The following is a 20,719-nucleotide window of genomic DNA, read 5'->3' as shown; positions in this document are numbered from 1 at the left end:
AGTGTGGTTTTATTATTTCAGCATTTTAGGTGCTTGAGCGCCGTCTATTGGTCGATTTACCGAGACCTTTCGACCTTTTTTCAACCCAACTTCGTAATCCGCGGTGATATTCTTCATCGCTTCTTTTAGCTGCTGCTTAAACGTCTCTCTATCGATGTTTTTGAACTCTTTATCGATATAGTTGTTAATTTTGTTGGCAGACTCATCATCTGGGGTGATGACAGGCAGTTTTTCAAGTGCGCCTTCAATCCATCCAGAGACGAACGAGTTAACGCGCCTAGTCACTTCTGTATTTGACGTACCAGAACCCGCGAAGCTATTTCTAAACTGACCTGTTTGCTCATTCATTTCACGATAAATAATATCAAACGCAAAGGCTGCAAAAATGGCGCGGTCAGCTTCCCCAATAAACTCTACACGTTTTAGACCTTTATGGTTTAGCAAAACTGCTTCAACACCAAACTTGGTATTAATACCTCGAATAACGCGCAGCAATGTAGAACTAATCGTGGTAGGCAGTAAATGCGTGGATTGTGTTTTGCCCATCTTAATAAACTCAATGTCGTCCTTATCTAGACCGTATTTGAGCATGAGGCGATGCGCCATTTTGATGGCATTGGCTGCTTCATTGACGTTCGCCGAGTTACCTAATTCTAAGCACTTGGCAATCTTTTTGAGGGCTTTCTGTTTATCCATCGACAATCTGAGTTCTCTGTACCGCGAAAGAAAAAGGGCACTATTTTAACGATTTTCCACTAAAAGTGAAAGTGTATAAGAAGAAGGGCAGGACCCTTAGCAGTAATAAGATTCCATAAACAATTTGCCGAATAGCGCTTAAATGCCTAGCTCATCAAGCAAGTCTTGATTGTTGTTCTCTGTTTTGTTGTCGCTGCGTTGTTTTGTCGAGGCGGTGGCTTGTTCGATGATTGCGTCAGGGGACTCATCAGGTTGCACTTCAAATTCTTCCATTTGAATGAACTCGGTTTTATCCATTGCAAACTCAAGGTAGAAAATGTTGTTTTTGGCCGTTGAGAAGGTTACTCGACGCGCTTGAGGACGCTCTAAGTTGGTGTCCACTGAAAGGACAACTTGTTTGTTGATCGCCAACATTTTAGGTTGATTTTGAGTAATGTTGGTTTGCAGCTCTTTGCGTACTTTGTTAGTGAAGTCACCCACAAGTTGATTCATGAGCTCACCAAGGACATCACCAACTTCGTCCGCGTTGTGATGGATAGCAAGATCTTCTTCTGGCATCCCCATACTGCGCATGTAATTACCATACACTTCTAACGCGGCTTGGGACGTAAAATTGATAACGACTAGCCCCGAAAACCCACCATCAAAGAGCACAAAGCAACCAAAGTCAGGCTTTAGCGTTGTTTTGGTGATTTTTTGCACCATCGCAGAATAGGTCACGTTCGATTGAGTGGCTGAGGTCAGGACGGTGGAAACCGATTGGCAAAGCTTAAGTAAGATATCTTCAGTCGTGATTACTTTGGTTTTTTTCATTGAATGTTACTTTGTTCGATCATTTCTTCCATGGTTTAACGAGTGTGTCACGAAGCAAACCTCTTGAAAAGGCATAAACCATGCTCAATCGCTATGACTTTACGATTTGATCACATTTTTAGTTGTTGTAGAGTGTCCAGTGCATATAAAATCTATTCGGATTCAGCTACGTACAATAATAAAACACGTTTATTTTATGACGATACTACTAAGTAGATGAACTTTCTCTTTTACATACACTCCTTTGCCGAGCGGATCGGCGTAATTAGGAGGCAGGAAGCTAAATGTTACCAAGATTACACTCTCAAACCGATATTAATCCCGCCGTATTGCTTTATTTAAAACAGCTTGAGGTTGAAGGTTTTACTGGGGATATAGAAACACAATATTCAAGTCGCCTTGCCGTGGCAACCGACAACAGTGTTTATCAAAAATTGCCGCAAGCGGTAGTTCATCCCAAAACAACGGCAGATGTTCAGCTTATCGGAAAGCTGGCCAATCAAGAAAAATTTGCGTCGATTGCCTTTTCTCCACGAGGAGGTGGTACTGGGACGAACGGTCAGTCTTTGACGTCGGGTATCGTTGTTGATTTATCTCGACATATGAATCAGGTTGTTGAGATTAATGAGCAAGAAGGGTGGGTAAGAGTTCAAACCGGTATCGTCAAGGACGCGTTGAATGACGCAGTGCGTCCGTTTGGCTTTTTCTTTTCTCCAGATCTTTCTACCAGTAACCGTGCGACTCTAGGGGGCATGGTCAACACTGACGCGTCTGGACAAGGGTCGTTAAAATACGGTAAGACATCGGATCATGTGTTGTCGCTTCAAGCTGTGTTTGCTGACGGTTCTTTATTAGAAAGTGATGGTTCATTGGGTGAACCAGAAGCAGACAGTTTCGCCAGTCATGCTTTGCAAGTTACAGAGCAAGTATGTAAGCAAAATAGAGCGTTGATTGATGAAAAATTTCCACCTCTGAATCGGTTCCTGACGGGATACGATTTGAACAATGCTTATGATCCTGCAACAGACCAGTTCGATGTCACGCGAATTCTTTGTGGCGCAGAGGGTTCCTTGGCATTTATCACAGAAGTTACGCTGAACCTGACGCCAATCCCCAAAGCTCGGACTCTCATCAATGTTAAATACAATAGTTTTGATGCGGCATTGAGAAACGCTCCTTTTATGGTAGGAGCGAACGCATTGTCTGTGGAGACGGTAGATTCACGTGTCTTGAATTTAGCGAAGCAAGATATTGTTTGGCATACCGTAAGCGATCTGATTAGTGATGTTCCCGGCAAAGAAATGCAGGGCATCAATATGGTGGAGTACGCTGGACAAGATGAAGACGATGTTACTCAAGCGGTAGCCGCACTCATTAAGAGTTTGGATGAAAAACTGAACACAGAGCAAGACGGTATTATTGGTTATCAGGTAACCAGCGATGTTGCGAGTCTTGGGCGCATTTACAATATGCGTAAGAAAGCGGTGGGCTTATTAGGCGCTGTCAAAGGGAGTGCAAAACCTATCGCCTTTGCAGAGGACACTTGTGTACCACCAGAGAACTTGGCGGACTTTATCGCCGAGTTTCGTGATTTGCTCGATGGCCACGGATTGAATTATGGCATGTTTGGGCATGTGGACGCAGGTGTATTACATGTGAGGCCCGCTCTGGATATGTGTGACCCTGAGCAAGAGTCATTGATGCATCAGATCTCCGATGAAGTCGTGAAACTGGTGGCTAAATATGGTGGCCTGATGTGGGGCGAACACGGCAAGGGCTTTCGCTCTGAATATGGGCCAGACTTCTTTGGTGAACAGCTGTTTAATGAACTCAGACGTATTAAAGCTGCGTGCGATCCATTGAATAAAATGAACCCAGGTAAAATCTGTACTCCGCTAGAGAGTACGGACGAACTGGTCAAAGTCTCGGATGCCAAGCGAGGAACGTTCGACCGACAGATACCGATTGAAGTTCGCGATAGTTTTGCTCAAGCAATGGAATGTAATGGTAACGGTCTTTGCTTCAATTACGACACCGCTTCTCCAATGTGTCCGTCAATGAAAGTGACTGCAGACAGACGCCATTCACCAAAAGGTAGAGCTGGCCTAGTACGTGAATGGTTAAGACAGTTATCAGAGCAGGGCTTTGATGTTCTAGAATTAGAAAGCAACATCAATCACTCAAATAGCGCAAAAGGACTGATTGAAAAATGGCGCAATACGTTTAACAAACGTCATGAATATGATTTTTCTCATGAAGTCTACGATGCCATGAATGGCTGCCTTGCTTGTAAAGCTTGTGCTAGCCAATGTCCAATTAAGGTGGATGTGCCAAGCTTCAGAGCTCGATTCCTGAACCTTTATTACTCAAGATATCAAAGGCCAGCAAAAGATTATTTAGTGGCGAATATCGAGACATTATTGCCGTATATGGCGACTTTCCCAAAAGTGGTCAATTTCGGGTTAAATCAACGACTGGTGCAAACGCTAACTGAAAAAACCGTTGGTTATATTGATGCTCCGCTTCTTTCAGTGCCAACGCTCAAACAGCGGTTGAAGTCTCAACCTGTTTCTCAATTTAACCTAGAGCAGTTACAAGCGATTCCAGCGGAGCAGCGCAGCGACTATGTGTGCATTGTTCAAGACCCCTTTACCAGCTTCTATGATGCCGAAGTGGTCGAAGACTTTGCTAAGCTTATCCTCAAATTGGGTAAGAAACCGGTATTACTGCCGTTTAAGCCCAACGGCAAAGCTGCTCACATAAAAGGATTTTTGCGTCAGTTTGCGAAAGGTGCGAAATCAACAGCAGATTTCTTAGCTCAAGTAGCACAACTTAATATGCCATTAGTCGGCGTCGACCCCGCTCTAGTATTGTGCTATCGCGATGAATATGTCGAGATTCTAGGACAGGAGCGTGGCGTCTTTGATGTATTGACGGCCCACGAATGGATCATGCCCTTGGTGCAGGATAAAGGCGATCTTGAGACCGTGGATGAAGCACAGTGGTATTTGTTCGCGCATTGTACAGAGAAAACCAAAATGCCTAATGCTGAAAAAGAGTGGGGTACTATTTTTCAACATTTTGGCGGGCGGTTGACGACAGTGCCTGTTGGTTGCTGTGGAATGGCTGGGACGTTTGGGCACGAATCAGACAAGTTGCAAATGTCGAAAGACATCTATGGATTAAGCTGGCAGCCTAATTTGGACCAATTGCCTAAAGAGCGCTGCTTAGTGACGGGGTATTCTTGCCGAAGTCAGGTGAAGCGCTTTGAAAATGTGAAAGTGAAACATCCAGTACAAGCTCTATTGCAGCTGCTCAACTAACACGATAATGCGCTCCTCACTGGAGCGCTTTTATTATTGATAAAGGAACAATTAATGAAGGCCCTTGAGCTAAAAATCCCACCAGTCGTGCTGTTTATTCTCTTTGCTGTTGCTATGTATGCGTTAGCGTCAGTGGATAATGGCTGGGTCTATATGCATATTCCACTCAAGATTATATGGGTAGCGATACTATTTGTCTTTAGTGGGTATGTTGGAGTCTCTGGTGTTATTGAGTTTAAGAAAGCCAAAACGACGGTGGATCCCACTAAGCCAAATAAAGCATCGACTGTGGTGAACTCGGGTATTTTTTCCAAAACAAGAAATCCAATGTATGTGGCGCTATTTACACTACTGTTGTGTTGGGGTTTTTGGCTGGAAAATGGTCTGAGTTTGATGCTATCGATCTTTTTTATCCCCTATATGACTCGCTTTCAAATTAAGCCCGAGGAGCGGGCATTGGAGAGAATCTTTGGGGACGACTACCTCACGTATAAAGCAAAAGTGAGACGTTGGATTTAGAGTTACAAATAACATTTATTTGCAATTGATTTCTATTTGCATTTAAATGGTTTCAGTGGTCGTCTACTGGAACAAAATAGTTATGAATATTGAAGCGTGTTGGAATCGGTTTTTAAAAGCAGAACAATTGGTAGAACAGGGTCATTGGCCCGAGGCCTACCATCTTTTTGATGAAGTTCTACAACACCTTCCTCATCATTTTCTGCTGCTATCGACGATAACCAAGTAAAACCTTGTCAGTTTGCGTGCATGTTGACTGGTTACTATGACGCCGCGGTGTCACAGTCGGCACTTTTTAACCAGTTGGGAAAACAGCACCAAGCCTTTGAAGTATTACAACGCTTATGCGACGTTTCAATTTCTGTCGATTGAGCAAACAAACTTAATACATAGCGTGAGAGACGTTTTGGACAAACAAAGTAATGCTTTACTAGATAAAATAGGTAAGTTTTGTTCATGCCAAAGGAAGGCCAATTGGATGCTCGAATTAGAGCATGTGCAAAAAGCGCATTTTTATTTCGATAATTTAAAGCGATATCATGACAATCAGTCTACCGCAACGCTGCTAAACTGATCGCCCAGCAAACAGAAAGCCTCGATATAACATCGAGGCTTTTTGTTTTTGGCAATGATTAAGCAGCACTATTGAACTGGTCAAGAAAATAGGTTTTTCTCTCATTGAAGCGTGATACAAGATCGTCAACGGCAGCGTTGTCGTATGGCTTCAAGCCGCTTGCGACCATACGCTTGATTCCCTTGCCGACGACCACACCGTCTTCTTTAAATGCGAAGTTCAACGTTACCACACCACGTTTGCCGTCTACGTCAAAGGTCGCTCCAGTAAACTCAACCTCAGGATGGGTTAGATTGAGGTGTTCAAATTCCACTTCCATGCTTTCGTAGATAACCAAAGGACGCTGGCAATTTATCATCATTTGTTGCTTTTGCATGAGGGGCACCATGATGTGAGGAAAGTTCATCCCAGAGAACTGTACATAGTTAGTTACGACGTGTTCGATAAACTCTTGGTTATGACTGGTCTCACCATCGTGAGTCATCTGAAGGTATTCTTTGCCTGATTGGTCGACAACCGTGCTTTCGGTTTCGCCCTTTTCTACAACACTGAGAACGACGCCATCGCTGACCATTCCAGAGAAGTCAAAGCGCATTTTCTGACTGATACCTTGTTTTTGCAGTAATGCCGCAAAAAGCAGATCCCCAGGAACACAAAATCGTTTGTTGTCTTCGTCATGTATAGGGTTAAAGTCACCGGCTACCTTTTTTGCAAAGTGGCTTGCCTGTTGACGTGTGAACTCGAATTGCTCGTTGTTAGAAGAAACGTAAGGAGTTAGAAACATAATACTCTTAGATTAAACTCAATTGTCACGAATTATATATGAGTAATTGGCTTTAATGGTCCATCCAGTATGTGATATGAGACGAATTTTGCTTTTCTTTCTGAAACGCCGTCAAAGTGTGAGTAATAATATCTCTGATAACTGGCTCGACAGTGTGAAAAAAACGTTAACATATTGCCTGCTTGGTACTGGGTAATATCTAAACTGTGGTAAGGATGTGCACGGTGAGTCGCACAGTAGCAGATGGCAAGCGCATACCAATCCAACAACGGCTCTGCGTTACCAAGCGCATTGATTTGCTGTGGAGGAGAGTAGGACGGCGAGTAGTGACGAAAAGGCAATGACTTCAGTGAAGAGCCAATCCTAATTGCCATCGAAAGATCAATAAGGGTAGCGTGCCAACGGTCCAATATATTGCCGCGGTCGTGTCTGCGAAATAAAGAATCAAAAGAGCAATAAAATGAATAAACAGAGCCATTCGCTGTAACAGGCGATGGTAACAATAACGGTCAGCGATGCCTCCAATCAAAGGGGCCAGTAAGCCAGCGCCTCCAATAAGCGCCATCACCTGTCCTAATAGTGCGCCACTCGATGTTCTTTCAATGATGATAGGGTTGAGAAGAACTGCAATGCCAACCCATTGGACAATACCAAGGGAAGCTTGTGCGAAATGCCACAGTCGAATGCTATTCATGAGTAGGAACCTCTATTAATAATTTACTCATGAATTTTCAAGGAATTGGGGTGATAAACAAGTAACATACTCCCCTTTACCTTCTCACTATCGAATATTATCGAGCTAGGCTTTGACGGCGTAATAATGATGAAAGAGCATCAGAGTGCTCTTTCATCATTGAAAAATATGTTTTTAGCTTTTACCTAACATACGAGATAAAGTGCCATCCTTATCGACGAATTGATGCTTAATAGCGGCGACAACATGCAAAACGAGAATAGCAATAACGATGTTTACTGAAGAGAAGTGAACCGTGGAGCTCACTTGTTGTAGCCATTCGATTTTGTCGCGTGCTGAAATAACAACAAGGCCAAAGAGTTCGACGGAACGCCCTCCACCAATACTCATAGTGATGCCAGAAAGAGGCATCATGATTGTCGCTACTAATAAGAACCAGTGCACAAAATGCGCCGAGTTCGCTTGCCAAGCCGGCAGTGAGTTAACGGCGTTGATCATCCCTTCTTTTAGCCGCCATACTAATCGGATTGATGCGGCAATCATCACTAAAACGCCGAGGGATTTATGCAGATTCCTCAACTCATTCTTGTCAGGACTGTTTGCCATATCACTGAGATAGAGCCCAATAATGAGAGTGACAATAAAGAAGATGGCAGTTAACCAATGAAATAGAACCGTGGGTTTACTAAGATTGTTGCTGAGCATGTTATTCCATATTTTTGTTGTGGTTTTGTTGCTCAATTATTCCTCAAGTCTTTGTTTTACGCCAGATGTGCATATGTAAAATTAAGTAAAGATAAGTTTAATTGAAACTTGGTAAACCACCGCCTCTGGCGGTGTGACTCGAAAAGGCTCTGCCGTAACAGCGTGCATCGATGGGAAAATGACCTCCTTTATAGAACCGGCAAGTTCAAAGGAGGTCATATGAGAGACTGGCAGAGCCAAGCTCACGTTAAACATTATTGCAAATATCACGTTGTGATTGTTCCAAAATATCGAAAGAAAGCGATTTATGGTTCATTGCGTAGAGATATCGGAAAAATCTTAAGAGAGTTATGTAGACAGCAAGGGGTAGTATTGGTTGAGGGTTATGCGATGAAAGATCACATCCATATGCTCTTGATGATTCCACCAAAGTATAGCGTGGCCAATACTGTTGGCTTTTTGAAAGGAAAATCAGCAATAAGAATTTTCCGCGACTATATGCAGGTAAAACGTAACTTTACTGGGAGAAAATTCTGGGCAAGAGGTTACTGTGTTAGCACAGTAGGACTCGATGAACAGATGATTCGTGAATACATACGTAATCAGGAGTCGGAAGAAAAACGCCAAGAGCAGTTGCGACTCTCGGGCTTATAAAACATAGCCCCTTCTAGGGGCTTTCATCATACTACCGGTTTCACCGGTAGTTTTGATTATCATGATGGTAGTGGTCGCAGATGATTATCATCGGCAATGCTATGTGGCGGTCGTCACCATCACGGTTTTTGTGTATAGCACAATGACATGGGATGCATTGGTGATCTTAGTTTCATTAACATGGGAACTTGCTTTAGTCGCCAGAGCAACGCGCTGTTTTGCTCCGTCAGCAATACTCATACTGATGCTTCTATTTGACGAATACTTATCAAGGATACGCAAACTCAAAATAGTTAAAAAACCTTAGGCAATTAATACAGTTTCAAATATTCGTTGAAAATACTGGAACTAAGTTTACCAATACGATGTGCGGGAAAGGTTGAAGTTTGACTAGATTAATCTAACTTTATCTAAAGTAAGTAATGAGGAAAGAACATGAAAAAGAATAGTTTAAAATACTTTGCTGGGCTTGTTGCCGTTTCGACTATGGCGCTAGCTGGGTGTTCAAACACTCAAAAGACAGAAGAGCAGCAACCTATTGGTATGGCGAATCCTGCCGCTGTTTATTGTGAACAGCACGGTGCGTATGATCTTCAGACCGGTATGTGCTTACTGAAATCGGGCGAGTCGGTAAATGCGTGGGACTACTACAGAGAGAATCACAAAGCGATGCCAAATGAAGCGGCAAGATTTTGTGAAACGTCAGGCGGCGTTTATATGAAAGATGCGAACGAATGTGCGCTTCCAGATGGCAAGGTGATGGACGCAGAAAGTTATTTTAGAGACCACCAATCATCGAGCAACTAATCTAAGCTCATATATTTGCCAATCACAAGGACGGTGCAGTGCGATATCACAAAGTAATAAGCGTTATTGTGTTCATTGTTGCACTCGTAATGGGTGGTTGCAGTAATCAAATTATCCAAGAAGAGCCCGAAATGTATACCAGTTCGGGTTCTATAGCGCCTTATACTCAATCCAGTTTTGATCAATATATTGCTGAAACTCGTGCGTGGTTAGATGACACGCGAGTGTTTCATGGTGCAGGTTATCAAGTTGAAATGGATGTGGTTAGTCCTTATAGAATCGTACCTGACCAGCCAAATGGCGAGGGCATTCTTTTTGTTCACGGTTTGGGAGACTCCCCTTATTCCTTCGTGGACATCGCGCCGTATTTAGCCAAACACGGCTATTTAGTGCACGTCATGTTGTTGCCTGGTCACGGCTCAAGGCCAGCAGATTTGATGAATCCCACTAATGAAGATTGGCGCTTGGCAGTGGAACACCAAGTAAACTTACTACGAGATGATGTTGATAAAATTTGGCTTGGCGGATTTTCGACTGGGACCAATTTAGTGACGGAATATGCTTTGGCGCATCCGAAAGCGATTCAGGGACTCGTTTTGTTTTCACCTGCATTTGCGCCAAAAGATCCCTTGGTGTCAATGGCCAGCATTGCGAGTCATTTTGTCGACTGGGTGAACGTAGAAAAGGAACAGAATTTCACTCGCTATGATTCTCTTGCCATGCATGGCGCGGCATTGTACCACCAAACCGCAGTTGATGTTCAAAATGCCCTCAAGGATAAACCTTTACAGCTTCCGGTATTGTTGTTAGTAACGGAGACTGATGAGTTGATAGACGCTAATGTCATTTACAACTTGTTCAACACAAGATTTCTTAACGAGGATAGCGCCCTTGTATGGTTTGGCGAGCAAAATTACTCCGACCCACGTTTTGTACGCTTCACTATGAAACTGCCAGACGCTAACATTCAAAGTGGTTCACATATTTCAGTTTTATTTCGAGACGACAATCTATTGTATGGTCGAAAAGGGTGGTCGAAAAGGGTGGATGAGACAGTGTGGAGGTTCTCAGGAAGGAGAGGTCTACATGGTTGATTGTGCAAAGATGCCAACGTTGTCTTATACCGCATGGGGGGTGTTCCCTGAAGATACCATCAGCGCAAGATTAAGTTGGAACCCTTACTTTGAACCAATGATGGTGAGAGTTATCGAATTTATGGAAAAACCATAACTGCTTTTATAGCGCTATTATGTTTTTCTTAATCGTAGTGTCTTTATTTACTAGTACGCTGTGTTGATCGCCGTCAAAAATAATCTTTATTAAACAGACGTCATCCCTGAATAATCAACTTTTTTGTTAGCGACTTCTCAAATTATATTCTATATTGATGACAGATACAGTTAATAATAGATAATTAACTTAGTTAATTTGGAATATACCTTACGCAGCAAGGTATTGAACATCTAAAGTAGGTAAACAAATGGAAAAGTTCAACATCACCAGTATCTGGATTACTCTAGATTACAAAATCGCTTTCTTCTTTCCTTCGAGATAACCCTGTCTCTCGCACTGTCCAGTGCGCATGGCTACGTACTATAAGAACCAGTCGCAGAACCTAAGACGAGGTCGATGCGAACTAGGTTTGTATAAGTACATGGTTTAAATATAGAAACAAAATTAAATCGTATCTGGATATATATTCTGGATAGGGTTCTCTTTAATTATATTTCTTATCTTGATTTTCATTAATTAAATATTTAGATAAGAATTAAATATATTAGGTAAAATAAAATGGAAAACTTCAAACATCTACCAGAACCGTTCCGTATTCGCGTTGTTGAGCCAGTAAAACGTACCACTCGTGAATACCGTGAAGAAGCAATTATTAAAGCGGGTATGAACCCATTCCTACTTGACAGTGAAGATGTATTTATTGATTTGCTTACTGACAGTGGCACTGGCTCTATCACTCAAGACATGCAAGCAGCAATGCTACGTGGTGACGAAGCATACAGCGGTAGCCGCAGCTACTACGCATTAGCGAATGCGGTTAAAGATATCTTCGGTTATGAGTTAACGATCCCAACTCACCAAGGTCGTGGTGCAGAGCAGATTTACATCCCAGTACTAATTAAAAAGCGTGAAAAAGAAAAAGGCTTAGATCGTACTAAGATGGTCGCGCTGTCTAACTATTTCTTCGATACAACTCAAGGTCACACTCAAGTTAACTGCTGTGTTGCTAAAAACGTTTATACAAAAGATGCGTTTGACACTGCGGTTAATGCAGACTTTAAAGGTAACTTTGATCTAGAAAAATTAGAAGAAGCCATCATTGAAGCAGGCCCAGTAAACGTTCCTTACATCGTGAGTACGATTACGTGTAACTCTGCAGGTGGTCAGCCAGTTTCTATCGCTAACTTGAAAGCGGTGTATGAGATTGCTCAGAAGTATGACATTCCAGTTATCATGGACTCAGCACGTTATGCGGAAAACGCCTACTTTATTCAACAACGTGAACCTGGATACCAAGATTGGACGATTGAAGAGATTACTCGCGAATCGTACAAGTATGCTGACGGCCTAGCGATGTCAGCGAAGAAAGACGCGATGGTTCAAATGGGTGGTTTATTGTGCTTCAAAGATGAATCTTTCATGGATGTGTACACTGACTGTCGTACTCTTTGCGTTGTTCAAGAAGGCTTCCCAACTTATGGTGGTCTAGAAGGCGGCGCAATGGAACGTCTAGCAGTAGGTCTATATGACGGTATGCGTCAAGACTGGTTAGAGTACCGTATTAACCAAATTCAATACTTAGTTGATGGTCTAGAAGCTATTGGTGTGGTTTGTCAGCAAGCTGGTGGTCACGCAGCGTTTGTTGATGCAGGTAAACTGCTTCCACATATTCCAGCAGACCAGTTCCCAGCACACGCACTAGCTTGTGAGCTATATAAAGTTGCAGGTATTCGTGCGGTAGAAATCGGTTCTCTACTATTGGGTCGCGATCCTGCTACCGGTAAACAGCATCCATGTCCTGCTGAGCTGCTACGTTTAACGATTCCACGTGCAACGTATACTCAAACGCATATGGATTATGTCATTGAAGCATTTGAGAAAGTGAAAGAGAACGCTCACAAAGTTAAAGGATTAGACTTTACTTATGAGCCTGAGGTTCTACGTCACTTCACAGCTCGACTAAAAGAAGTTGAGCCAGCAATAAATCAACCAGAAGCGAAAGTGCTCGAAGAAGCATAATCACTTCAGAGCGCAGTCATTTGGCTGCGCTCTTTTTCTCTAGCAATACAAAAAATAAAAGCAGAGAAATAGGGGAGTCTCCCTAATCCAATAACGTGAATTTTACGAGAACAGAATGATGAAAAAGAATCAGTCCCTAATAGGTGGTGCCTGTATTATTGCCAGTGTTTGCGTAGGTGCAGGTATGTTAGGCCTACCAAGCGCGGGTGCAGGAGCATGGACAGTCTGGTCGATGTTAGCAATCGCAATTACGATGGTCGTCATGACAATTTCTGGCTGGATGCTATTAGAAGCATTTAAGCACTACGACTTAAAAGTGTCTTTTGATACCGTAACTAAGGATCTACTTGGCGATAAGATAAATTTTATCAATAACATCACCGTTTATTTCGTAGGTGGTATTTTACTATACGCTTACATTACCTCTTCAGGACTTATATTACAGGATGTACTTGGTCTTAATGCCAAAATCGCATCCGTCCTTTTTGTACTAATATTTTCTGCGTTTGTTTGGCATTCAACACGTGCAGTAGACCGTATTTCCGTTGTACTCATTGCATTTATGATTCTGAGCTTTGTATTTGGTGTGTCAGGTTTAGCCGTTAAAGTTAATATGGCGGTGCTGTTCGACACCATCAGTAAAGAAAATGCGTATGCGCCTTATGCGATGGCGATGCTACCTGTTGCTCTTACGTCGTTTGGCTACCATCACTCCGTTTCTTCAATGCGAGCCTATTACGGCGAAGAAACGAAAGCAAAATACGCAATCTTAGGCGGCACAGTGATTGCACTTAGCCTGTACTTCCTTTGGTTGTTCAGTATTTTTGGCAACCTTCCAAGATCAGACTTTGGTCCAGTTATAGCACAGGGCGGTAATGTTGATGCATTACTTAAAGCTCTAGGCTCAGTCATTGAGTCTGACAAAGTAGCGAGTGCGATCAACACCTTTTCGATGGCGGCTATCTTGTCTTCCTTTATCGGCGTAGGGCTTGGTGTATTTGACTTCCTAGCAGACTTCTTCAAGTTTGAAGACACCAAACAAGGACGCACAAAAACATGGTTGGTGACGTTTTTACCACCATTAGTGATGTCTTTACTGTTCCCATTTGGCTTCGTTATTGCCATTGGTTATGCAGGTGCGGCAGCAACGGTATGGGCGTGTATTATTCCAGCCTTATTAGCCAAGAGAACTCGTGAAGTACATGCTGGCTGCGAAGGGTTTAAAGTGCCAGGTGGTAAAATGATGATCAGTTTAGTGATCACCTTTGGTGTCCTAACCGCGGTATTCCACATTCTTTCTATGATGGGCATGCTACCGACATTTGTTGGCTAACATAAAAAACCAGCATTTATTTGTTAGCTTGTGGCGTCTATCGCAAGCTAACCTTAACCCACAAAGTCAACAGGAGAACACGATGACAGCGATAGCAACGACGAATGCCCCAGCGGCCATTGGCCCTTATGTTCAAGGTGTGAGTTTTGGCGATATAGTGATTACATCGGGTCAGTTACCCATTGATCCTAAAACCAAAGCCATGGTTGAAGATGTCGCACAACAAGCGACACAATCACTCACAAATGCGCTGGCGATCGTCAGAGAAGCGGGTTTAGAAGCGAACAATATTGTCAAAACGACAGTGTTTGTTAAAGATTTGAACGATTTTGCTTTGGTTAATGCCGCATACGAAGCGTTTTTTAACGCACACAATGCGCCGTTTCCTGCCAGATCGTGTGTAGAAGTGGCGCGCCTTCCTATGGACGCAAAAGTAGAAATTGAAGTTATAGCGGTAAAACGCTAAATAAATCACGCTAGTCTGGGGGCACCGATATACATTGGCGCCTCAATATGAGCATGTCAGCTCAGTCCCAAGTTTTGATTGTATTAATCATGCAATGTTAAAAACGTAATGTTATTTAGCTTGCCAAGTTTTACTGATCCAACCCCCTATATTCTCATCAAAATAGTTTCCACTGAATTCTTGTTTATATTCAACGACATTATCCGATTTAGGCCCTTCATCTAATAGATGATTGATGTACACCGCCATGGGATCATCGAATTGATCTCGACGCTTTTTTTCAGCGACTTGTCTGATGATTTGCATACGATATGCTTTGCTCATTTTCTTCATGTTTTACCTCCTATGCCGTGAGCGGCTTATCAAACATAGGTGCAAATTTGAAGCTGGTCAAATAACGAGCAGTAATTATGGAATTAAATATGAAATGATGTTAATGCGAGATCAGTAGATTATTGTTAAGCAGAATTTTGGCGATAAAGCGAGCAACGAAACGTAAAGCAGTGAAAATAAGAGATAACAATTGCATTGGTTGTGATAGACTTAAATGAAAACAATAATCATTAAGAGCAAGATCATGAACAAGCCAAGTCCGAAGACGCTCAAAGTCACTCATGTGAATCAACTTTCGCCGAATATGCTTCGTATCTCTTTCAATTCTAAAGATCTTAAAACCTTCCCAGCAGATAGTGTTGGTGGATACATAAAGTTGTTGTTCAATGAGCATGGTGGCACTGATATAACCGGTCTCTCAGCAGAGAATCGCCCTAAGATGCGGACTTATACTATCCGCAATCTTGACATTCAGTTAGGGCAAATGGACGTCGACTTTGTCACTCATATTACCGAAGACAAGTTGTGTGGGTTTGGTGCGCGCTGGGCCAGTTCGGCCACAGTGGGAGACATGATCTCCATCATGGGACCTGGAACTGTTCAAGAAGTTGATCCCACGAAAGATTGGTTTTTCTTCAATGCAGATATGACCTCATTACCTGCGTTAGCGGTTAAGCTGAAACTGCTACCACGCGATGCAAAAGGGTATGCAGTAATACAGATCGAAGATAATGCTGATGAACAAACGTTGGAAGCTCCAAAGGGAATTAGGGTGATTTGGACCACTGAGTCACTATCTAAAACCTCCGAGGACTTAGAGTGGCTTGCTGGTGTCCCTTTTGTTTGGTGTGCTTGTGAATTTGATGAAATGAGAGCGCTGCGTCGTTATTTCCGTAATGATAAAGAGATCCCGAGGCAAGATATCTATATTAGTAGCTATTGGAAACGAGGTGTTGCTGAAGATGGTCATAAAGTGATCAAAAAGCAAGACCACGAAGAGTTCGAAGCTAACTAGTACAAGACGCCCGCTCTTGTTATCCATCAATGGTGATGAGTTGGTTATGTCATATCTTGATTGAATGCAAAAAATAAGCTTGCCCTTAGTCGCGTTAATATGCGGCTAAGGTCGATATCAAACCGCATAAATTCTACCGAAGTCACACTTTTCCTTATATGTTCTGCCAATTATTTTTCCTAGCAGATTAAGTCTCTGTTTGTTACACTTCCGCGCACAAAATATAACAACACAATTACATCCCCAAAACAGCTCTTTATCTCTTGTACCCTACATCCAGGAGTAACGAGCCTTTAACTTATAGAGGTCCCCCAGTTACTATGAGTAATAGCAACATCTCGCAAACTGAAATTCATCAGAATCAGTGGCAACTAAACCAAACACTCGCTGAGTCTATGCTGCCTATTTTAGGTCGCTTGTATAGAGAGAAGGGCGTTGAAATACTTTTGTTCGGCAAAACCCTGATTAACGCAACGACCATCGATATCATTAAAACCCACCGCGTTTCACGCCACTATTCTCCAAAAGCCATCGACATTGTTCAAACTGCTCCTCTCATTGAAAAACTGTCTCAACTGAACCTGTCACCATGCTGTATTGATATTGGCCAACTTGCTCAGCAATATTGGACGAATAACGAGAATGAACACAATATCGATGATTTCTTGATGACAGCACTCGTAGAGAGCATTGAAAGTGATGCTGCCCTTGAATCTCGTGATGTCGTTTTGTACGGATTTGGTCGTATTGGCCGTCTTTTAACTCGTATTCTTGTTGAGAAAAGTGGCCCCGGTTATCCATTAGCCTTGAGAGCGATCGTTGTTCGCGGTGGTCGGGACGGTGATTTGCAAAAACGTGCTAGCTTGTTGCGTCGTGATTCCGTGCATGGTCAGTTTAATGGCAGCATAGTGGTTGACGAAGAAAATAAAGCACTTATTGTTAACGGCAATTATATTCAAATCATCTATGCTAATAGTCCGGCAGATGTGGATTATACCAACTACGGTATCAACAATGCATTGGTTGTGGATAATACGGGTGTTTGGCGTGATGCGGAAGGTTTAGGCCAGCACGTCGCATGTAAAGGCGCAAATAAAGTGCTACTGACTGCCCCAGGTAAAGGCGATATTAAAAACATCGTGTTTGGGGTGAATCATGAATCGATTCTTGATGACGATACTATTGTATCTGCGGCAAGTTGTACGACTAATGCCATTACCCCGACTTTAAAAGCGGTGAATGATAAATACGGCATTATATCGGGTCATATTGAGACGGTTCATTCGTATACGAATGATCAAAACCTCATTGATAACTACCACAAAGGCGATCGTCGTGGACGCTCTGCATCTTTGAATATGGTTTTAACATCAACGGGTGCCGCTAAAGCAGTTGCTAAGGCATTACCGGAGTTGGCAGGAAAACTAAGTGGCAACGCTATTCGTGTTCCAACACCTAATGTTTCGATGGCGGTGGCGAACCTAAACCTTGAAAAGGAAACGACAAAAGATGAGCTTAACGCGTATCTGCGCCAAGTATCTCTTACGTCAGCACTGTCGGCACAAATTGATTACACCGATTCAACGGAGATCGTTTCTACCGATTTAGTCGGGGCCCGTCATCCTGGAATTGTCGATGGTCAAGCGACGATTGCTCAAGACAATCGTTGTGTGTTGTATATTTGGTACGACAACGAGTTTGGCTATAGTTGTCAGGTCGTGCATTGCATGGAGCAAATGATGGGTGTGAAATATAAAACGTACCCAGTGATCGGTTAAGCCTTTTATGCCTCTCAATGTAAAGCCATCACCTAAAGGTGATGGCTTTTTTACACCTGTCAAAAGCAGCACGAGTTAGTGCAGTGATTAGTGCACTAGTCATGTCGACATTGCCAACTAGCCTGTCGAGCCAAGCAGAAGAGGGGATTAACGTATATTTCGACAATAGCGTTAATGAGTACCAGCATAGTGTCACTGTCGACAAGGTTATTGGCATTGCTCAGCACCGACAAGGATATTTGCAAGTCGAACAAAAATCAGACACTGAAGATTTGAAAAATGCGCTAGCCAGGGATTCAAACCTTGGTCTAAACGCCTCGGAATGTGTGACATGGATTGGCAGCAAAAATAATAATATTAACACAGAGAACTTGCTTGCGCGGCTTCATTTTGGTTTCGACCAATCAACACTGAGCCCGATGGGTAATCGAGCACTCAATGACCTTGCGACAAAGCTGAGAGATAAACAGAACATCATTGTGGTCGAAGGGCATACCGATAGCACAGGGCCCGCTGGGTACAACCAAGCACTTGGATTGCAAAGAGCACTAACCACGTCCAACGGTTTGATTTCAAAAGGGGTGAACCAGAACCATATTGTGGTGCGATCTTATGGAGAAACCAAACCGATTGCGAGTAACTCAACGGCAGAAGGACGAGCTCAAAACAGACGCTCTGAAATATGGCTTTCTCCCAATAAGTCTGAAAAGCTAGAGAGTAACTAGTCTAACAACAAAGTTATCTTGATATTCTCTCCCTTAGATAAAAGTATGTACTAAAAGCGGAGCTCCTTCAGTGCGTCGAAGAGCTAATTTCCCTCACATTTTCAGTAATCTACACGTTTTAGAAGATCTTCGTTTTCACGAAGATGACGGCCTAATTGAGGTGGTAAGGTGGACATGGTCTGGTAGATGGGGATGCATCGAAGTCTTCACAACTAGTACTTCGGAACTAAGAAGTGGCTCTTCTCGGGTTATAAACTGCCTTAAGAATCGCTGTCATCCCCTTGAAAAAGGGGATCTCATTCAGCGCGTCGCAAAGCTGATTTACGTGACTTAGTCCAATGTTTTCAGTCATCTACACGCTGTGGGAGATTCTCACTAAAGTGAGAATGACGATTAAAATAGGGTGTTGCAAAAATGAAGGGGTGTAGGGCTTTGTCGCGTTAGAACCACTTCAACTTGTTGTGTAGCTGGGTTACGCTGCCAACGACAATCAAAGCAGGACTTTCAGCGTCAGCTGCCATTGCCGGTAGTGTGTTCAGTGGGCCCTGGAAGACGCGCTGTTCTTTGCGGGTACCATTTTCGATAATGGCACACGGTGTATTTTCGTCCAATCCATGCGTAATCAGTTTATCGGTAATTCGACCACTCTGCTTCAGGCCCATGTAGAACACCAACGTGTTGTTCGATTGTGCCAAGGATGCCCACTCAATTTCGCCGCCGCCCTTTTGAACATGTCCAGTAATGAACTGTACGCTTTGAGCGTGGTCACGGTGGGTTAGGGGAATGCCGGCGTAGGCTGTCGCCCCCGCTGCTGCAGTGATCCCTGGAACCACTTCAAAGCGGATGCCATGTTCTGCAAGTGTTTCAAGCTCTTCACCACCGCGACCAAAGATGAATGAGTCACCGCCTTTGAGTCGAACCACTTTACGTCCTAATTGTGCTTGCTCAACAAGGATTTGGTTGATTTGATCTTGAGGGACACAGTGATAATCCACTTTTTTACCCACGTAAATCATCTCAGCATCTGGTTTGGCAAGTGCAAGGATTTCTTTAGAGACTAAACGGTCGAAAACGACAACATCAGCCGATTGAATCACGCGATATCCCTTCACTGTCAACAGATCAGGGTCTCCCGGCCCTGCACCGACTAGAGAAACGAAGCTAGCGTTTAAAGATGTTTGATGAGTGGTCATAGTTATGCCTATCGATGTCAAATTTTGGATATAAAAAGTAAAACTCAGATAATGGCAAAGTTAATACTGTTTATAGCCAAATCAGCGATTAATAAGGCCTCGCAGATGCTGCGAGGCCAATAAAACTTATTTGCTTAGCGCTGGTTCAGCGTTTAGTGACACTTCCGCGTCTGCTTGTGCATCTAGAGATGGTGCAGTTTTAGCGTGCGTTAGGTAAAGCGGGATACACGTCATGATAAGACCGCCAACAATGTTACCAAGAATGGTAGGGATTAGGTTGAAGTTTAACCAAGTCGCGATACCAAAATCAGCACCAAGAATCATACCTAGTGGGAATAGGAACATGTTGACCACAGTATGCTCGAATACTAGTGCGAAGAAGATGAAAATAGGGAACCACATCATCGCGACACGGCCCGACACAGAACGTGCTGTCATGTTGCCGATAACGCCAAGGCATACCATAAGGTTACAGAAGATAGCGCGCACGAAGCAGGTGATCCATCCGTCCATGCCCATGTTTTCAAAGCCAAGGCTGCGAGCTGTTGATACCGCGATAAACTTCTTAGCAACCGCATTAAGTTCAAGAGAGAAGTTACCCGTTAGCGACACTGCTACAAGATAAGCAACGATTAGAGAACCAATTAGGTTGCCTAAACCGACGAGTCCCCAACAACGGAAAATACGGTTCCAAGTAATACCTGGACGGTTAGCAAATTTAGCCAATGGCGCAAGACCGAAGACACCCGTTACCAGGTCATAGCCCATCACACTTAGAATAACGAAACCAACAGGGAATACGAGAGCACCTACGATGCCGATACCTGTCTGAACCATAGTAGTAATGGCAACCACAACGGCTAGAGAAAGAATGATACCCGCCATTGTGCCACGAAGAAGCAGATCGCGAGTGCTTGTTTTTGTTTTCGCTTCGCCAACATCGATCATGGTTTGCACAAATTGCGCAGGTTTAAAATCAGCAGACATAGAATTGTACCTATTAAATAAAAGTGAAACATAAAAGTTGAAATTGAATAGTGATAGGGGCTAGGGTA

24 protein-coding genes and 1 pseudogene are annotated in these 20,719 nt (G+C 43.2%); 14 read left to right on the top strand and 11 right to left on the bottom strand.

Translation table 11 applies throughout. From position 1 onward, the window contains the following. Window positions 1-12: 12 nt before the first annotated feature. Window positions 13-696, bottom strand: coding sequence for a DUF2786 domain-containing protein (locus tag VTH8203_RS11385; protein ID WP_096993790.1), 684 nt, complete (start codon window positions 694-696; stop codon window positions 13-15). 138 nt (window positions 697-834) lie between these two features. Then, on the bottom strand, window positions 835-1,509 hold the full coding sequence (locus VTH8203_RS11380) for a DUF3334 family protein (protein WP_096993789.1): 675 nt from the start codon (window positions 1,507-1,509) through the stop codon (window positions 835-837). 284 nt (window positions 1,510-1,793) lie between these two features. Between VTH8203_RS11380 and ydiJ the strand changes: the two genes are divergently transcribed. The 3 genes and pseudogenes from ydiJ (at window position 1,794) to VTH8203_RS25030 (ending at window position 5,925) form a co-directional block, all read left to right on the top strand. After that, window positions 1,794-4,832 (top strand): D-2-hydroxyglutarate dehydrogenase YdiJ, encoded by a 3,039-nt coding sequence (gene ydiJ, locus VTH8203_RS11375; protein WP_096993788.1) that lies wholly within the window; start codon window positions 1,794-1,796, stop codon window positions 4,830-4,832. Window positions 4,833-4,886: 54 nt separating this feature from the next. Then, entirely contained in the window at window positions 4,887-5,351 is a 465-nt protein-coding gene (locus VTH8203_RS11370; RefSeq protein ID WP_096993787.1) for a methyltransferase family protein, read from the top strand. A gap of 82 nt (window positions 5,352-5,433) precedes the next feature. Continuing rightward, window positions 5,434-5,925, top strand: a pseudogene (locus VTH8203_RS25030) (hypothetical protein). Between the two features lie 58 nt (window positions 5,926-5,983). Here the strand turns inward: VTH8203_RS25030 and VTH8203_RS11360 are convergent. The 5 genes from VTH8203_RS11360 to VTH8203_RS24540 form a co-directional block, all read right to left on the bottom strand. Further along, window positions 5,984-6,709: a DUF3581 domain-containing protein gene (locus tag VTH8203_RS11360; protein WP_096993786.1), complete on the bottom strand. Its 726-nt coding sequence runs from the start codon at window positions 6,707-6,709 to the stop codon at window positions 5,984-5,986. A gap of 32 nt (window positions 6,710-6,741) precedes the next feature. Next, the gene (locus tag VTH8203_RS24545; protein WP_158296127.1) at window positions 6,742-7,083 is read right to left on the bottom strand and encodes a hypothetical protein; all 342 of its coding nucleotides are present in this window, start codon (window positions 7,081-7,083) and stop codon (window positions 6,742-6,744) included. After that, window positions 7,056-7,403 carry a hypothetical protein gene (locus tag VTH8203_RS11355; RefSeq protein ID WP_096993785.1) on the bottom strand — a complete coding sequence of 116 codons (348 nt, stop codon included), beginning with the start codon at window positions 7,401-7,403 and terminating at the stop codon, window positions 7,056-7,058. The genes VTH8203_RS24545 and VTH8203_RS11355 overlap by 28 nt, the downstream gene beginning before the upstream one ends. 174 nt (window positions 7,404-7,577) lie before the next feature. Then, entirely contained in the window at window positions 7,578-8,108 is a 531-nt protein-coding gene (locus VTH8203_RS11350; RefSeq protein ID WP_096993784.1) for a cytochrome b, read from the bottom strand. Between the two features lie 81 nt (window positions 8,109-8,189). Further along, window positions 8,190-8,327 carry a hypothetical protein gene (locus tag VTH8203_RS24540; RefSeq protein ID WP_158296126.1) on the bottom strand — a complete coding sequence of 46 codons (138 nt, stop codon included), beginning with the start codon at window positions 8,325-8,327 and terminating at the stop codon, window positions 8,190-8,192. On the opposite strand from VTH8203_RS24540, the gene tnpA reads away from it, so the two are divergent. Next, entirely contained in the window at window positions 8,328-8,762 is a 435-nt protein-coding gene (gene tnpA / locus VTH8203_RS11345; RefSeq protein WP_096991864.1) for an IS200/IS605 family transposase, read from the top strand. A gap of 99 nt (window positions 8,763-8,861) precedes the next feature. Here tnpA and VTH8203_RS24535 read toward each other — a convergent pair whose 3' ends face one another. Beyond that, the gene (locus tag VTH8203_RS24535; RefSeq protein ID WP_158296125.1) at window positions 8,862-9,002 is read right to left on the bottom strand and encodes a hypothetical protein; all 141 of its coding nucleotides are present in this window, start codon (window positions 9,000-9,002) and stop codon (window positions 8,862-8,864) included. Window positions 9,003-9,197: 195 nt separating this feature from the next. Between VTH8203_RS24535 and VTH8203_RS11340 the strand changes: the two genes are divergently transcribed. The 7 genes from VTH8203_RS11340 to VTH8203_RS11315 all read left to right on the top strand — a co-directional run bounded on the left by VTH8203_RS11340 (window position 9,198) and on the right by VTH8203_RS11315 (window position 14,620). Beyond that, window positions 9,198-9,569 carry a DUF333 domain-containing protein gene (locus VTH8203_RS11340; RefSeq protein ID WP_096993783.1) on the top strand — a complete coding sequence of 124 codons (372 nt, stop codon included), beginning with the start codon at window positions 9,198-9,200 and terminating at the stop codon, window positions 9,567-9,569. A 38-nt stretch (window positions 9,570-9,607) separates the two neighbouring features. Next, the gene (locus tag VTH8203_RS11335; protein ID WP_096993782.1) at window positions 9,608-10,663 is read left to right on the top strand and encodes an alpha/beta fold hydrolase; all 1,056 of its coding nucleotides are present in this window, start codon (window positions 9,608-9,610) and stop codon (window positions 10,661-10,663) included. Then, window positions 10,656-10,799: a hypothetical protein gene (locus tag VTH8203_RS24530; RefSeq protein ID WP_158296124.1), complete on the top strand. Its 144-nt coding sequence runs from the start codon at window positions 10,656-10,658 to the stop codon at window positions 10,797-10,799. Before VTH8203_RS11335 ends, VTH8203_RS24530 begins: the two co-directional genes overlap by 8 nt. Before the next feature lie 250 nt (window positions 10,800-11,049). Then, complete coding sequence (gene tnaC, locus VTH8203_RS25495; protein ID WP_081411542.1) at window positions 11,050-11,124, top strand: tryptophanase leader peptide; 75 nt, start codon at window positions 11,050-11,052, stop codon at window positions 11,122-11,124. Window positions 11,125-11,360: 236 nt separating this feature from the next. Beyond that, window positions 11,361-12,821 carry a tryptophanase gene (tnaA, locus tag VTH8203_RS11325; protein ID WP_096993781.1) on the top strand — a complete coding sequence of 487 codons (1,461 nt, stop codon included), beginning with the start codon at window positions 11,361-11,363 and terminating at the stop codon, window positions 12,819-12,821. Between the two features lie 118 nt (window positions 12,822-12,939). Further along, window positions 12,940-14,154 carry an aromatic amino acid transporter gene (locus VTH8203_RS11320; RefSeq protein WP_096993807.1) on the top strand — a complete coding sequence of 405 codons (1,215 nt, stop codon included), beginning with the start codon at window positions 12,940-12,942 and terminating at the stop codon, window positions 14,152-14,154. An 82-nt stretch (window positions 14,155-14,236) separates the two neighbouring features. Beyond that, window positions 14,237-14,620 carry a Rid family detoxifying hydrolase gene (locus VTH8203_RS11315; RefSeq protein WP_096993780.1) on the top strand — a complete coding sequence of 128 codons (384 nt, stop codon included), beginning with the start codon at window positions 14,237-14,239 and terminating at the stop codon, window positions 14,618-14,620. A 111-nt stretch (window positions 14,621-14,731) separates the two neighbouring features. On the opposite strand, the gene VTH8203_RS11310 is transcribed toward VTH8203_RS11315, so the two are convergent. Beyond that, entirely contained in the window at window positions 14,732-14,953 is a 222-nt protein-coding gene (locus tag VTH8203_RS11310; protein ID WP_096993779.1) for a hypothetical protein, read from the bottom strand. 244 nt (window positions 14,954-15,197) lie between these two features. Between VTH8203_RS11310 and VTH8203_RS11305 the strand changes: the two genes are divergently transcribed. The 3 genes from VTH8203_RS11305 (at window position 15,198) to VTH8203_RS11295 (ending at window position 18,471) form a co-directional block, all read left to right on the top strand. Further along, entirely contained in the window at window positions 15,198-15,968 is a 771-nt protein-coding gene (locus VTH8203_RS11305) for a siderophore-interacting protein (protein WP_096993778.1), read from the top strand. 320 nt (window positions 15,969-16,288) lie between these two features. After that, window positions 16,289-17,746, top strand: coding sequence for a glyceraldehyde-3-phosphate dehydrogenase (locus VTH8203_RS11300; RefSeq protein WP_096993777.1), 1,458 nt, complete (start codon window positions 16,289-16,291; stop codon window positions 17,744-17,746). Between the two features lie 101 nt (window positions 17,747-17,847). After that, a complete protein-coding gene (locus VTH8203_RS11295) occupies window positions 17,848-18,471 on the top strand; it encodes an OmpA family protein (RefSeq protein WP_244181199.1) in 624 nt (207 codons plus the stop codon). A 440-nt stretch (window positions 18,472-18,911) separates the two neighbouring features. Here the strand turns inward: VTH8203_RS11295 and cobA are convergent, their stop codons facing one another. Next, on the bottom strand, window positions 18,912-19,664 hold the full coding sequence (cobA, locus tag VTH8203_RS11290) for a uroporphyrinogen-III C-methyltransferase (RefSeq protein ID WP_096993775.1): 753 nt from the start codon (window positions 19,662-19,664) through the stop codon (window positions 18,912-18,914). Between the two features lie 126 nt (window positions 19,665-19,790). Further along, complete coding sequence (locus VTH8203_RS11285; RefSeq protein WP_096993774.1) at window positions 19,791-20,651, bottom strand: formate/nitrite transporter family protein; 861 nt, start codon at window positions 20,649-20,651, stop codon at window positions 19,791-19,793. Between the last annotated feature and the right edge of the window lie 68 nt (window positions 20,652-20,719).

Source organism: Vibrio thalassae, assembly GCF_900089835.1.
GTDB lineage: Bacteria > Pseudomonadota > Gammaproteobacteria > Enterobacterales > Vibrionaceae > Vibrio > Vibrio thalassae.
The sequence above is the reverse complement of the archived record's forward strand: the minus strand, read 5'-3'. Positions and strand labels throughout refer to the sequence as shown.